Annotated in this window: 13 protein-coding genes, 1 riboswitch and 1 other annotated feature; of the genes, 10 read left to right on the top strand and 3 right to left on the bottom strand. The window is 44.6% G+C overall.

Translation table 11 applies throughout. The annotated features are described in order from the left end of the window. Window positions 1-56: 56 nt before the first annotated feature. Together hflD and mnmA are read right to left on the bottom strand one after the other, a co-directional pair. Entirely contained in the window at window positions 57-674 is a 618-nt protein-coding gene (gene hflD / locus ACXAFJ_RS07450; protein ID WP_475322491.1) for a high frequency lysogenization protein HflD, read from the bottom strand. Window positions 675-689: 15 nt separating this feature from the next. Then, complete coding sequence (gene mnmA, locus ACXAFJ_RS07445) at window positions 690-1811, bottom strand: tRNA 2-thiouridine(34) synthase MnmA (protein WP_475322490.1); 1122 nt, start codon at window positions 1809-1811, stop codon at window positions 690-692. 221 nt (window positions 1812-2032) lie between these two features. Between mnmA and ACXAFJ_RS07440 the strand changes: the two genes are divergently transcribed. After that, entirely contained in the window at window positions 2033-3337 is a 1305-nt protein-coding gene (locus tag ACXAFJ_RS07440) for an inosine/guanosine kinase (RefSeq protein WP_475322489.1), read from the top strand. Window positions 3338-3381: 44 nt separating this feature from the next. On the opposite strand, the gene ACXAFJ_RS07435 is transcribed toward ACXAFJ_RS07440, so the two are convergent. Beyond that, on the bottom strand, window positions 3382-3789 hold the full coding sequence (locus tag ACXAFJ_RS07435) for an H-NS family histone-like protein (protein WP_475322487.1): 408 nt from the start codon (window positions 3787-3789) through the stop codon (window positions 3382-3384). A 399-nt stretch (window positions 3790-4188) separates the two neighbouring features. Further along, window positions 4189-4366, top strand: a riboswitch (Lysine riboswitch). 106 nt (window positions 4367-4472) lie between these two features. On the opposite strand from ACXAFJ_RS07435, the gene ACXAFJ_RS07430 reads away from it, so the two are divergent. The 9 genes from ACXAFJ_RS07430 to hisIE all read left to right on the top strand — a co-directional run bounded on the left by ACXAFJ_RS07430 (window position 4473) and on the right by hisIE (window position 13527). Beyond that, window positions 4473-6056 carry a Na+/H+ antiporter NhaC family protein gene (locus ACXAFJ_RS07430; protein WP_475322486.1) on the top strand — a complete coding sequence of 528 codons (1584 nt, stop codon included), beginning with the start codon at window positions 4473-4475 and terminating at the stop codon, window positions 6054-6056. Between the two features lie 176 nt (window positions 6057-6232). Continuing rightward, window positions 6233-6367, top strand: a sequence feature (His leader region). A gap of 47 nt (window positions 6368-6414) precedes the next feature. Next, a complete protein-coding gene (gene hisG / locus ACXAFJ_RS07425; protein WP_475322485.1) occupies window positions 6415-7311 on the top strand; it encodes an ATP phosphoribosyltransferase in 897 nt (298 codons plus the stop codon). A 5-nt stretch (window positions 7312-7316) separates the two neighbouring features. Further along, complete coding sequence (hisD, locus tag ACXAFJ_RS07420) at window positions 7317-8621, top strand: histidinol dehydrogenase (RefSeq protein WP_475322484.1); 1305 nt, start codon at window positions 7317-7319, stop codon at window positions 8619-8621. Further along, window positions 8618-9682, top strand: coding sequence for a histidinol-phosphate transaminase (hisC, locus tag ACXAFJ_RS07415; protein ID WP_475322482.1), 1065 nt, complete (start codon window positions 8618-8620; stop codon window positions 9680-9682). The genes hisD and hisC overlap by 4 nt, the downstream gene beginning before the upstream one ends. A gap of 13 nt (window positions 9683-9695) precedes the next feature. Further along, window positions 9696-10769 carry a bifunctional histidinol-phosphatase/imidazoleglycerol-phosphate dehydratase HisB gene (hisB, locus tag ACXAFJ_RS07410; RefSeq protein WP_475322481.1) on the top strand — a complete coding sequence of 358 codons (1074 nt, stop codon included), beginning with the start codon at window positions 9696-9698 and terminating at the stop codon, window positions 10767-10769. After that, on the top strand, window positions 10769-11392 hold the full coding sequence (gene hisH / locus ACXAFJ_RS07405; protein WP_475322480.1) for an imidazole glycerol phosphate synthase subunit HisH: 624 nt from the start codon (window positions 10769-10771) through the stop codon (window positions 11390-11392). The genes hisB and hisH overlap by 1 nt, the downstream gene beginning before the upstream one ends. A 10-nt stretch (window positions 11393-11402) precedes the next feature. Continuing rightward, entirely contained in the window at window positions 11403-12140 is a 738-nt protein-coding gene (gene hisA / locus ACXAFJ_RS07400; RefSeq protein WP_475322478.1) for a 1-(5-phosphoribosyl)-5-[(5-phosphoribosylamino)methylideneamino]imidazole-4-carboxamide isomerase, read from the top strand. After that, a complete protein-coding gene (hisF, locus tag ACXAFJ_RS07395; protein WP_475322477.1) occupies window positions 12122-12895 on the top strand; it encodes an imidazole glycerol phosphate synthase subunit HisF in 774 nt (257 codons plus the stop codon). Before hisA ends, hisF begins: the two co-directional genes overlap by 19 nt. Beyond that, window positions 12892-13527 carry a bifunctional phosphoribosyl-AMP cyclohydrolase/phosphoribosyl-ATP diphosphatase HisIE gene (hisIE, locus tag ACXAFJ_RS07390; protein WP_475322476.1) on the top strand — a complete coding sequence of 212 codons (636 nt, stop codon included), beginning with the start codon at window positions 12892-12894 and terminating at the stop codon, window positions 13525-13527. The genes hisF and hisIE overlap by 4 nt, the downstream gene beginning before the upstream one ends. Window positions 13528-13556: the final 29 nt, after the last annotated feature.

Genomic DNA, 13556 nt, shown 5'->3' with positions numbered 1-13556 from the left:
CTGAAATGGGTGTGATTAATGAGAAAGAGCCCATGTCAAACATGAGCTCATTTTTCTTAAAGTCGGGCTAGTAATAGTTTCGCTTGTTCAGTCATGCCTTTACGACCGAAAACCAAGTGGCGTCGTTTGCCGCCCACTTGTCGCCAAAGCACCGCGCAACGCATACCAGAAAGAAGTAATGCGCGAACTTTCTGCTGAACGCTAGATTGTTGAAGAACGGTTGGAGTACCTGTGACCTGGATCCTTGGTCCAATCGGACTGATTACGTCGAGATACACGCTAGCGATATTACTGAGCATTTGTTCGTCTAGTAGTTCGAAATGGTCAGTTTGTCTCGACAACATTTGAATGCGATCACCGAGTTGTGACATAGCATCCGGGCGACCCGCGAGTTTTCGTTCTAACGCCATCAAACTGATAATGTAACGAGTCAATTCACTCCCGTTTGCACTGCCGTCAATTCCATCGACCAAGCATTGCAATCCGTGTTTGATGTTCTCTTCAGAGCCAAACACGTCTACGGTGCTAGCAGGTTGGATATTCAATATGGCTTTTAGTGAAGTTTCTAATAGTTGCTCATCGCAAGTTCCATTTTTGGCCACTTGCTGAACTAAAGAAACCGCTTGGCAAATTCCTGCAAAAGCTATCGTACGATCATATTGAGTGTGCGCCACTTAAGTCTTCCTCTACTAAATACGCTTTTCAATGATACCGCCACCAAGGCAAACTTCGCCTTGATAGAATACAGCTGACTGACCCGGTGTCACTGCCACTTGAGGTTCGTCGAAGACCACTTTGATTGTGCTGTCGTTTTCAGGAATGATGGTACAAGGTACATCTTGCTGACGATAGCGAGTTTTCACGGTGCATTTAATCGTTTCTGTGACTGTTTCTCGATCTACCCAATGTAACTGGGAGGCGACCAATCCATTTGATTTGAGTAATGGGTGGTCGGCACCTTGCACCGCAATAAGGACATTGCGTTTCAAATCTTTATCGGCCACGTACCAAGGTTGCTCATTACCACCGCCGCCTTTTTGGCCACCAATGTGTAGACCTTTGCGTTGGCCTAGGGTGTGATACATCAGACCTTGATGTTGTCCTAGAACTTCACCTTCCGGGGTTTCAATGTTACCAGGTTGAGCGGGAAGGTAGCGAGAAAGGAAATCAGTGAATTTACGCTCACCAATAAAACAGATACCCGTGGAATCTTTCTTCTTCGCGGTTATCAACCCTTGTTCTTCGGCAATCTTTCGTACTTCAGGTTTTTCTAGTTCACCAACAGGAAACAGACTACGAGCCACTTGGTCATGACTTAACGTATATAAGAAGTAGCTTTGATCTTTGTTTCCGTCCAAGCCGCGTAACATCTCAGGCTTTTCACCATTGGCTGGGAATGAACGACGCACGTAGTGGCCCATGGCGATGTAGTCTGCTTCGAGCACTTCATCTGCAAACTCTAAGAACGCTTTAAACTTGATTTCTTTGTTGCAAAGAATATCGGGGTTGGGCGTTCTTCCCGATTTATATTCAGCAAGGAAATATTCGAACACGTTATCCCAATATTCCGCGGCAAAGTTGATGGTATGAAGATGAATACCGAGTTTATCGCACACAGCTTGCGCATCGGCTAAATCCTCTGCTGCAGTGCAGTATTCTTCATTGTCGTCCTCTTCCCAGTTTTTCATAAACAAGCCTTCTACTTGATAGCCTTGTTGTTGTAACAAGTAAGCAGATACAGAAGAGTCGACGCCACCGGACATACCTACAATGACTTTCTTAGTGCTGTTTATTGAATGGTTTTCAGACATCTCATTTACCACGAAGTTTAACTGGTCGCAGATTCTAGCAGAAAGCAATGAGGTTAGACAGGTCTCACAGAATGAATCCTGCTCAATTAATCCGCCTTTTGTTTTGTTGTTCCCACTCAAGAAATTATTAGGGCAAACGTTTGCTATAATTTTAGCCATTGATGCTCGATTTGGGTCAAGCTACAATCGCGCGCTTTGTCATACACAACTCCGTACTGCTGATGAAATTTCCGGGTAAACGCAAGTCCAAACACTACTTTCCAGTTGATTCTCGTGACCCCTTGGTCACCGCACAGAATGAAATGGGAGAACGAGAAACCATACACGTGATTGGTATCGATCAAACTTTGGTGGACATTGAAGCTAAAGTAGAAAACTCGGTCATCGAGCAATACCAGTTAAGTCGCGGACACTCTTTGGAAATCAGTGACGATCAAGCTGAGGCCCTATACAACCAATTAAAGAAAGAAGACTTAGTTCATGAAGAGCATGCCGGCGGAACTATTGGTAATACGCTTCACAACTATTCTGTGTTGGCAGACGACAAATCCATCTTATTAGGTGTGATGAATCAACAAATTAAGATTGGTAGTTATGGTTACCGCTATTTGTGTAATACCTCAAGCCGTGTCGATCTGGACTATTTGCAGGCAGTAGATGGTGCGATAGGTCGCTGCTTTGCACTTATTTCGGAAGACGGCGAGCGAACAATGGCGATCAACGCCGGTCACATGAACCAACTGAGACCGAATAGTATTCCAGAGTCTATTTTTGAAAATGCATCAGCATTAGTTCTGTCTTCTTACTTGGTTCGTTGCAAAGAATCAGATCCGATGCCGCAAGCCGTATATCAAGCCATAGAGTACGCGAAAGCCGCGGATGTACCGGTTGTGTTGACCACAGGTACTAAGTTTGTAATTGAGCAAGACCCTGAGTTTTGGAAAAACTTCATTCGCGACCATGTGTCTGTACTTGCTATGAATGAAGAAGAAGCATGTGCTTTGACTGGAGAAGATGATCCACTTACCGCTGCCGATATTGCCCTTGAATGGACCGATTTGGTCTTGTGTACCGCCGGGCCTGCAGGTTTATTTATCGCTGGTTACACCGAGGAAAGTGGTAAGCGAGAAACATCGAGACCTTTACTACCGGGTAAAATTGCAGAATTTAATCGCTTTGAGTTTAGCCGTCCGATGTTGAAAGACAAATGTCTAACCCCAATGAAAGTGTATTCTCATATTGCTCCGTATATGGGTGGTCCAGAAAAAATTAAAAATACTATCGGTGCTGGAGATGCTGCTTTATCTGCATTGCTGCACGATATGTCCGCCAATAAATATCACAAAGTGAAAGTACCAAATTCGAGCAAGCATAAGTTCGAATACTTAACTTATTCCTCGTTCTCGCAGGTTTGTAAATACGCAAACAGAGTGAGTTACGAAGTATTGGTACAGCATTCTCCACGTTTGTCTGGCGCTTTACCTGAACGGGAAGATAGCCTGGAAGAAGCCTATTGGGAAAGATAAAAAAAGCCCTTCATTTGAAGGGCTTTTTTTTAACTATTTTGAGATTAAATCAAAAAGTCTTCCAGAGATTTGCCTGAGTCAAGCTGAGTTTGGATCGCTGATGGGGTACGGCCTTGGCCAGTCCAAGTTTTCTCGTTGCCGTTTTGATCTTGGTATTTGTATTTAGCAGGGCGTGGAGCGCGCTTAGATTTTGTCTTAGTTTTAGTTTCACCGCTTAATGCAGTAATTAATGCATCTACGTCGATACCTTCTGCAGAAATTTGCTCAGCAATTTCTGCTAATTTGGCTTCTTGTGCTGCACGAGCTTCACGTTCAGCTTCTTCTGCTTCTTTTCTTTCTGCTACAACAGTACTGAATTTATCTAGCGCTTCTTCTAGTTGCTCTAAGGTTAATTCACGTGCTAGTGCGCGCAGGCTACGAATATTCAAAAGGGTTTTAGTCAGATCCGACATGCTGCTTCCTTAAATTTAAATGGCGACTAATTAATAATATTGAAAACAATATAAATCAATATCTTGTCAATGTGCAAACAAATTCCAAATAATAATAGCCATTGAAATTAGATTGTCCAATTAATTCTGTCACTAAATATCAAAATATATCGATTAGATTGAATATATAAAGAATACTGGCTGTTCGAATTATTTGTTTAGGCTAAGTCTATTTTCCGAAGTTGCGTATTTCATTGGTGGCATATGTTCTCAAACTATAGATTGAGATTATATGGTAGATACTGGCTGTCGTGACGGTTTATCTGTTGATGATAGTTTTGTTGATGGTATAATTCACTGACTTTATGCGTAAATGTTGAGATATTGTTTCAATTTTAACGAGTTGTACATGTTTCAATGTCACGCGGTAGAGGTGCAATGTAGAAGAGTCGCTTACATTGGGGTGATGCCAATGAATGTAAGTAAAAGGCTGCTTTGCCGAAGTTAATGAGCTGATATCAAGGCCGTTAGCTGGGGTTAGTTCGAATAGGGCTAACACTGCCATAGTTTATTAATACTATGGAGCGCTACTGTGGGCAGTAGGGAAAACATTCGTTTTCCTTTCACTAGCTTTTTGCTTTCTGATTTAAACTTCAGTTTCTACAGTAGATCTCCAATAACACATAAAATGGTTTTTGAAGATCATGAATTTACTTGATTTTGCGGCATCGCCGCTGTCGGTGTTACCACCGATTATTGCTTTAGCCCTGGCGATTTTGACACGGAAAGTTTTGTTGTCTTTGGGTGTAGGTGTGGTTTTAGGCGCCTTGTTACTAAACGATTTCCAACTTCTTAACAGTGCGAGTTATATCGGTAGCAAAGTGAAAGGGGTGGTTTTTGAAGACGGCGGCCTAAATAGCTGGAACATGAGCATTGTCGGCTTCTTATTGCTACTCGGTATGATGACAGCATTGTTATCGTTGTCTGGCGGCACTAGGGCATTTGCCAACTGGGCTCAGTCTAGAGTGAAGAGCAAACGTGGTTCTAAGCTCCTTGCAGCTTTTCTAGGTGTGTTCATTTTTGTCGATGATTATTTCAACAGCCTAGCGGTCGGTGCTATCTCACGTCCGGTTACCGATCGATTCTATGTATCTCGTTCTAAGCTGTCATACATTCTTGACTCAACTGCCGCACCAATGTGCGTAATGATGCCGGCATCGAGCTGGGGTGCGTACATCATGACGATCATTGTCGGTATTCTAACTGCACACGGTATTGAAGAATACTCAGCATTAGGCGCTTATATAAACTTAGTTCCGATGAACTTCTATGCGTTATTTGCCGTTTTGATGGTGTTTGCGGTTATTTGGTTCGGACTAGATGTGGGCAAAATGCGTGAGCACGAAATTAAAGCTTCACAAGGTCTAACAAACGAAACCGACTCTGTTCATAACTTGCAAGATGACTTGGGCGTCGTAGAAAGCGAAAAAGGCAAGGTAATAGACCTTATTCTGCCTATACTGTCGCTTGTTGTGTCTACGGTTGGCTTCATGATGATGACGGGTGCTCAAGCACTATCGAGTGATGGTCAGGCATTTAGCGTATTGGGTGCGTTTGAAAACACGGATGTGGGTAAGTCACTCATATACGGTGGTCTCGTCGGTGTCGCATTTGCTCTGTTAGCTAACGTAAGACAGTCAATTCCAAGCAAACAAATTGCACATGCCCTTTGGGTGGGCGCAAAGTCTATGTTTGGTGCTATTGCGATATTGTTCTTTGCGTGGAGTATCGGCTCAGTCATTGGTGATATGAATACAGGTAAGTACTTGTCAACATTAGCGCAAGGTAATATTTCCCCTCAATGGTTACCTGTGATTCTGTTTTTATTAGCTGGTGCAATGGCATTTTCAACAGGCACGTCTTGGGGTACCTTTGGAATTATGCTACCAGTTGCAGGTGATATGGCGGCTGCAACTGATGTTGTACTAATGCTTCCTATGCTTGCGGCTGTGTTGGCAGGCTCTGTGTTTGGCGACCATTGTTCGCCAATTTCCGACACTACCATCCTATCCTCGACTGGTGCAAAGTGTGATCATATAGATCACGTGGCGACTCAGCTTCCATATGCGCTGTCTGTGGCGGCCATAGCTTGTGTTGGATTTGTGGTACTTGGCTGGACAGGTTCGACAGTTATATCGTTCATGGCGGCCACCATCGTATTTGGTGTGGTTTGTGCGGTACTATCAAAGCTGTCGAAGGCGAAAATTTCGGTGGCTCAGCATAGCTAAGTGAAATGCATGTTTAGTAATAAACGGGAGGCTTTGGCCTCCCGTTTTTATTTGTCTAATACAAAAATGAAAAAAACAGAAATTTCAGTTGCAATCACACACATCCTTAGTTAGTGTGATCACAAGTTTGCAGTTATGATTTAAATAAGTATGCGTTTTTCTTTGAATAATATTCATCGTCACCATCATCACCCAGTTTAGTCTTTCGGGAGATGCACGCATACCCGGGAGGCAGGAAACTCCCGGAGGTCATTGGCATTAAGATTCAATACGAAACCCTCGGGAGACCAAACTTCCGAGGGTTTTTTCGTTTTTGCTTAGAATTTGAACTTTAGAATCGACAGGTAGGGATAGAGTAATGTCACAAAATCGTCTAAGAATCGCCATTCAAAAGAAAGGTCGTTTGAGTAAAGAGTGTCAAACACTACTCAAAAAGTGCGGTGTTAAATTTAACTTAATGGGGGAGCGCCTAGTTGTTCACTCCCTCAACATGCCAATCGATTTGCTACTCGTTCGTGATGACGACATTCCGGGTTTAATTATGGATGGGGTCGTTGACCTAGGCTTTATTGGTGAAAACGAACTGGAAGAGGTTCGTCTAGACCGTAAAGCGGTCGGTGAGCCAAACGAATTTGTTTCACTGCGTCGTCTTGATTTTGGTGGTTGTCGTTTGTCAATCGCAATAGATAAAGACGTAGAGTACAACGGCCCACAAGATTTGGCTGGCAAGAGAATCGCCACTACTTACCCACAACTGCTTAAGGCATACATGGACGAAGTTGGCGTACCTTTCTCTACCTGTGTATTAACAGGCTCTGTTGAAGTTGCCCCTCGAGCTGGGTTAGCCGACGCCATTGCTGATTTGGTATCGACAGGCGCAACGCTAGAAGCAAATGGTTTAAAAGAAGCGGAAGTCATTTTCCAATCAAAAGCGACATTGATTCAACGTGTTGGCGAGTTTGATGCAGAAAAAACTGCGCTGATTGAAAAGCTTTTGACGCGTATGCAGGGCGTACAGCAAGCGAAAGAGTCTAAATACATCATGCTTCACGCACCGACTGAAAAACTGGACCAAATTAAAGCTTTGCTACCAGGTGCGGAAGATCCAACTGTTTTGCCTTTATCTGCCGAAAAAAATCGCGTGGCTGTACATCTAGTCAGTTCGGAAAACTTGTTCTGGGAAACCATGGAGCAACTCAAAGAGCTTGGTGCGAGCTCTATTCTTGTCCTTCCAATTGAGAAGATGATGGGGTAAAGCAAATGAGAACGGTAGTTTGGCAATCGTTGAGCGAATCTCAGCAAAACAATGTTCTTGAGAGGCCTGCTATTTTAGAAGGGGCTAACATTACTGCAGCCGTTAGCTCGGTGATCGACCAAGTAAAGAAAGATGGCGACCAGGCACTCAAGGCGCTAACTAAGAAGTTTGATGGCGTTGACGTCGACAATATCCGAATTTCAAATGACGAAATTGAAGCGGCTTCTTCGCGTTTGACCACTGAGATGAAGCAAGCGCTCGAACAGGCTTACAGCAATATTTCTAAGTTTCACAAGGCACAAAAACCAACACCCATCAAAGTTGAAACTCAGCCTGGCGTAGTTTGCGAGCAGATTACACGTGCGATTCAAAAAGTAGGTTTGTATATCCCTGGAGGGAGTGCACCACTTCCATCAACCGTACTTATGCTGGGCGTGCCAGCGCAAATCGCGGGCTGTCGAAAAGTGGTGTTATGTTCACCGCCACCGATTGCTGACGAAATTCTGTATGTCGCTAAGCTTTGTAAAATCGATGAAGTCTACCAAGTTGGTGGTGGTCAAGCGGTTGCAGCCATGGCGTATGGAACTGAGACTGTTGCCAAGGTTGATAAGATATTCGGCCCAGGCAACGCTTATGTCACCGAAGCAAAACGTCAGGTCAGCAATGACTTTAGAGGCGCGGCCATCGACATGCCTGCTGGACCTTCAGAAGTTTTAGTTATCGCAGATGAAACAGCAGACGCTGACTTTATTGCGGCAGACTTGCTCTCTCAAGCGGAGCACGGACCCGATTCGCAAGTTGTCTTGGTGACGCCTTCTCCAGTTCTTGCCGATCAGGTTACGGATGCGGTTCAAAAACAGCTTAAAGAGCTAAGTCGAGCTGATATCGCTCAGCAAGCTTTGGCATCGAGTTTGATTGTGATTGCTGAATCCATCCCTCAGTCAGTTGCCATTTCGAACTTTTACGGCCCCGAGCACTTGATTGTACAAACTAAAAACTCACGTGAACTGCTGCCTCTATTAGATAATGCGGGCTCCGTCTTCTTGGGTAACTGGTCGCCAGAGTCTGCGGGTGATTATGCCTCGGGAACGAACCACGTTCTTCCAACATACGGTTACACTCGTACATACTCGAGCTTGGGTTTGGCTGATTTCAGCAAGCGTATGACGGTACAAGAGCTGTCGTCTGATGGCTTATTGGAACTTGCGCCTACAGTAGTCACTATGGCGGAAGCCGAAGGGCTGGATGCACATAAAAGAGCAGTGACCATTCGAGTTGAAAAGCTTCTTGTCAAAGGGGAGCGAGCATGAACCGATTAGCAAGAAAACAAGTTCAAGCACTCACGCCTTACCTGTCGGCAAGAAGAATCGGTGGCACCGGTGATGTGTGGTTGAATGCCAACGAATCACCATATAAGAATGAGTATTCTCTTTCTCTCGACAATCTCAATCGCTATAGCGAGTGCCAGCCGAAAGAAATGGTGGAAGCCTATGCACAATATGCCGGCCTTAAGTCTAACCAGGTTCTAACTACTCGAGGTGCAGATGAAGGTATTGAGCTGCTCATCCGAGCGTATTGCGAGCCGGGTGAAGATGCTGTTCTATTTTGTCCACCAACCTATGGCATGTATGGAATTAGTGCCGAAACAATAGGTGTTGAGCGCGTAACTGTACCACTGACTGATGACTGGCAACTGGATATGAAAAATATCGAAGCCAACTTAGATTCAGTAAAACTGATATTTGTGTGCAGTCCAAACAACCCGACCGGTAACTTAGTCAATCGGGAAGACATCGTTCGTCTATTGGACGTTACCAAAGATAAAGCGATTGTGGTGATGGATGAAGCGTACATTGATTTCTGCCCGGAAGCGTCGACTGTTGATTTGTTGGCAAAATATGAGAATTTGGCGATTTTGCGTACCATGTCCAAAGCGTTTGCGCTAGCAGGACTTCGCTGTGGGTATACGCTAGCAAACGATAGTGTGATTCAGGTATTGCTTAAAGTTATCGCACCTTACCCAGTGCCAATCCCAGTAGCAGAGATTGCAACTCAAGCACTTTCTGCTGAAGGCATAAAAAGAACCAAAACTCAGGTCCAGCAGTTAAACGAAAACCGCTTGTGGCTAGAGGGTGAACTTGCACGATTTGGGCAAGCGACCGTTTTCAAGGGCTGGGGTAATTACGTATTAACGCAGTTCGAAAACGGTGAAGAATTGTTTGATTCGGCTTGGAATCAAGGCGTAATTTGGCGACGTTCACCAGTGAAAAATGGTATCCGTATTAGCGTCGGTAGTATCGAAGAGTGTCAGCGCTCAATTGCGTTGATTCAAGAATTTTATGCAGAGCAGAAGCTCAACGTAGTTAGTTAAAAAGGAATTTTCTGTGAGCAATCAACAAAAGATTTTATTCATTGACCGTGATGGCACTTTGATTGAAGAGCCGCCCGTAGACTTTCAAGTCGATAAACTAGAAAAGCTTAAACTGGAGCCAAACGTTATTCCAGCGTTGTTGAAGTTACAAGATTTTGGTTATCGGTTAGTGATGGTGACCAATCAAGATGGGCTTGGGACAGATAGTTTTCCGCAAGCGGATTTTGATGCGCCACATAATATGATGATGGAAATATTTGCATCTCAAGGCGTTAAGTTTGACGAAGTCTTGATCAGCCCAGCCTTTGAGTCAGATAACAGCCCTTGCCGTAAGCCAAACTTAGGACTGGTTAAACACTATCTGCAAGAAGGTCGAATCGACTTTAAACATTCAGCTGTGATAGGCGATCGCGCCACAGATGTACAAATGGCTGAAAATATGGCGATTGCAGGTATTCAATACCATCGTGATACTAAAAACTGGAACGATATTGTTACTGCGTTAACAGTTAAACAGCGTACCTCACAAGTGGTGAGAACGACTAAAGAAACGGACATTAAAGTCTCAGTGAACTTGGACGTTGCGGGTGGTAATACAATCGCAACTGGCTTGGGCTTCTTTGACCACATGCTAGATCAGATCGCGACGCATGGTGGCTTCCAGCTTAAGTGTGAAGTTGAAGGCGATTTGCATATCGACGATCACCACACGATAGAAGATACCGCGTTGGCTCTTGGCCAAGCACTGAAAGAAGCATTAGGTGACAAGCGAGGCATTGGCCGCTTTGGCTTTAGCCTGCCAATGGATGAGTGTCTTGCTCAGTGTGCATTAGATTTGTCTGGTCGCCCGTACTTGAAATTTGATGCTGAATTTAGTCGTGATCAAGTTGGTGATTTGTCGACGGAAATGGTTGTTCACTTCTTCCGCTCACTGACTGATACCTTGGCTTGTACCCTGCATTTATCTTCAAGTGGTGATAACGATCACCACATCATTGAAAGCCTCTTTAAAGCGTTTGGTCGCACTTTACGTCAATCGATCAAGGTCGAGGGCAACGAATTGCCAAGCAGTAAAGGGGTATTGTGATGACTCAGCAAACCGTAGTTATCATTGATACTGGCTGTGCTAATGTTTCATCCGTGAAATTTGCCGTTGAGCGTCTGGGTTATAGGGTGACGGTGTCACGTGATGCAGAAGTGGTTTTGGCCGCAGATAAACTGTTTCTACCGGGCGTTGGCTCAGCACGAGAGGCAATGAAAAACCTGCAAGAGCGCGACCTAGTTTCGTTAGTTAAGCAGGTCAAACAACCGTTACTAGGTATTTGTTTAGGAATGCAATTGTTGTCGCTACGCTCACAAGAAAAGCCGCTAGCGGAGCAAGACTCTAGCGATAGCGTTGATTGTATTGGTCTATGCAATGGTGAAGTTAAGCTAATGCAAACGGGCGATTTGCCTCTGCCTCATATGGGTTGGAATACGGTTAATGCTCAACCAGAACATCCACTTTTCAAAGACATAGATAGTGACGAGTACTTTTACTTTGTTCACAGCTATGCCATGCCGGTTGGCGACTATACCGTTGCCTCGTGTGAATATGGCAACGCGTTTAGCGCGGTCATTCAAAGTGGCAATTTTTACGGTGTTCAGTTTCACCCAGAGCGTTCGAGCAAAGCGGGTGCAAAACTAATTCGTAACTTCTTGGAATTATAAGGAAATCGCAGTGATCATACCTGCATTAGATTTAATCGAAGGCCAAGTGGTTCGTCTTTACCAAGGCGATTACGGTCAAGTAACGGAATACAAGGTCAATCCCGCGGAGCAGTTCAATTTGTACCACTCAGCTGGCGCTGACTGGTTGCATTTAGTCGATTTGACCGGAGCAAAAAATACCCAAGCAAGACAGTTAACACTGATTGCTGAGCTACTAGCTTCGACACCAGCAAACATCCAAATTGGCGGTGGCGTGCGAACCGAGCAAGACGTTGTGGATCTGCTAGAGGCGGGTGCTCAGCGTGTCGTGGTGGGTTCGACGGCAGTTAAACAACCTGAACAAGTTAAAGGTTGGATGGAAAAATACGGCGCCGAGAAAATTGTCCTGGCGCTCGATATTAATATTGATGACAACGGTCAACGGCGTGTGGCTATTTCTGGTTGGCAAGAAGACTCAGGTGTCACAATTGAAGCTCTGATCGATGATTATTTGACTGTTGGCCTTCAGCATGTTTTGTGCACAGATATCTCACGAGATGGCACATTAGCAGGCTCTAACGTTGAACTGTATCGCGACCTTTGCGCCCAGTACCCTCAAGTGGCGTTTCAATCTTCTGGCGGTATCGGCAGCTTAGCGGACATTGAAGCACTTAATGGAACTGGTGTAAAAGGCGTTATCGTTGGACGAGCATTGTTAGACGGTAAGTTTACTGCAGAGGAGGCATTTGCATGTTGGCAAGGCGAATAATCCCATGTCTGGATGTAAGAGACGGCCAAGTAGTAAAGGGCGTTCAATTCCGCAACCACGAAATCATCGGTGACATAGTTCCGCTTGCACAGCGTTATGCTGAAGAAGGTGCAGACGAGCTGGTTTTCTATGATATTACCGCCTCGAGTGACGGACGTGTTGTCGATAAAAGCTGGGTTGCAAGAGTTGCAGAAGTCATTGATATTCCATTTTGCGTCGCAGGTGGAATTAAATCGGCCGATGATGCATCAAAAATTCTACAATTTGGCGCGGACAAAATTTCCATTAATTCTCCTGCGCTAGCTAACCCTGATTTGATTACTGAACTCTCAGACAAATTTGGTGTGCAATGCATTGTTGTTGGTATCGACTCGTACTTCGACAAAGACACAGGTAAATACCAGGTTTATCAATTCACAGGGGATGAGTCTCGAACCAAAGCGACTAAGTGGGAAACCCGAGATTGGGTACAGGAAGTCCAAAAACGTGGTGCAGGTGAAATCGTCCTTAACATGATGAACCAAGATGGTGTGCGCAACGGTTACGATCTTGAACAGCTCAACATGGTTAGAGAAGTCTGTAACGTTCCTCTTATCGCTTCAGGTGGAGCAGGAGAGATGGTTCATTTTGCAGAAGCATTCCAAAAATCCAATGTTGACGGTGCATTAGCCGCGTCAGTTTTCCACAAGCAAATTATTAATATTCAAGAGCTAAAAAGCTACTTGAAACAAGTCGGTGTTGAGGTGCGTAAATGAGCCAAGAGCAATTAAATTACTCAGAACTAGCGGAAAGGGTTGACTGGGAAAAATTGGGTGGCTTAGTACCAGCAATTGTTCAGGATTTTACATCCAGCCAAGTGTTAATGATGGGCTACATGAACAAAGACGCCATCAATCACACAATCGAAACGGGCAAAGTGACCTTTTTTTCACGTTCAAAACAGCGCTTATGGACAAAAGGGGAAAGCTCCGGCAACTTTTTGGGCTTAGATAACATCGCGCTTGATTGCGACCAAGACACATTGTTGGTAAAAGCGTCGCCAATTGGGCCAACATGTCATTTAGGTACGACTACTTGTTTTGATGGTGATGCACAAGATGAAACACAAATGGTGTGGCTTCACCAACTCGAACAACTGCTGGCGTCTAGAAAAGATGCCGACGCAGATTCCTCTTACACCGCGAGTCTTTATGCCCGTGGAACAAAGCGTATTTCGCAAAAAGTGGGTGAAGAAGGCGTTGAAGTCGCGCTTGCGGCGACATCAGGCGACAAGGAGGAGCTCGTTTCGGAGTCGGCGGACCTAATGTATCACTTGCTAGTACTTTTACAGGATCAAGGCTTAAGCTTCTCTGACGTTATCAATAAGCTGAGATCTCGACATAAATAGACTTGTCCCAATAAAGATAAAAACAAAAT

Source organism: Vibrio sp. ABH4_348, from assembly GCF_056159765.1.
Note: the sequence above shows the minus strand (reverse complement) of the source record. Positions and strands in the feature narration are given on the sequence as shown.

What these genes read in the sequence shown, in the direction of transcription:
- mnmA (WP_475322490.1), bottom strand. Translation starts at nt 1,811, where the DNA reads ATGTCTGAAAACCATTCAATAAACAGCACTAAGAAAGTCATTGTAGGT.
- ACXAFJ_RS07440 (WP_475322489.1), top strand. Translation starts at nt 2,033, where the DNA reads ATGAAATTTCCGGGTAAACGCAAGTCCAAACACTACTTTCCAGTTGAT.
- ACXAFJ_RS07435 (WP_475322487.1), bottom strand. Translation starts at nt 3,789, where the DNA reads ATGTCGGATCTGACTAAAACCCTTTTGAATATTCGTAGCCTGCGCGCA.
- ACXAFJ_RS07430 (WP_475322486.1), top strand. Translation starts at nt 4,473, where the DNA reads ATGAATTTACTTGATTTTGCGGCATCGCCGCTGTCGGTGTTACCACCG.
- hisG (WP_475322485.1), top strand. Translation starts at nt 6,415, where the DNA reads ATGTCACAAAATCGTCTAAGAATCGCCATTCAAAAGAAAGGTCGTTTG.
- hisD (WP_475322484.1), top strand. Translation starts at nt 7,317, where the DNA reads ATGAGAACGGTAGTTTGGCAATCGTTGAGCGAATCTCAGCAAAACAAT.
- hisC (WP_475322482.1), top strand. Translation starts at nt 8,618, where the DNA reads ATGAACCGATTAGCAAGAAAACAAGTTCAAGCACTCACGCCTTACCTG.
- hisH (WP_475322480.1), top strand. Translation starts at nt 10,769, where the DNA reads ATGACTCAGCAAACCGTAGTTATCATTGATACTGGCTGTGCTAATGTT.
- hisF (WP_475322477.1), top strand. Translation starts at nt 12,122, where the DNA reads ATGTTGGCAAGGCGAATAATCCCATGTCTGGATGTAAGAGACGGCCAA.
- hisIE (WP_475322476.1), top strand. Translation starts at nt 12,892, where the DNA reads ATGAGCCAAGAGCAATTAAATTACTCAGAACTAGCGGAAAGGGTTGAC.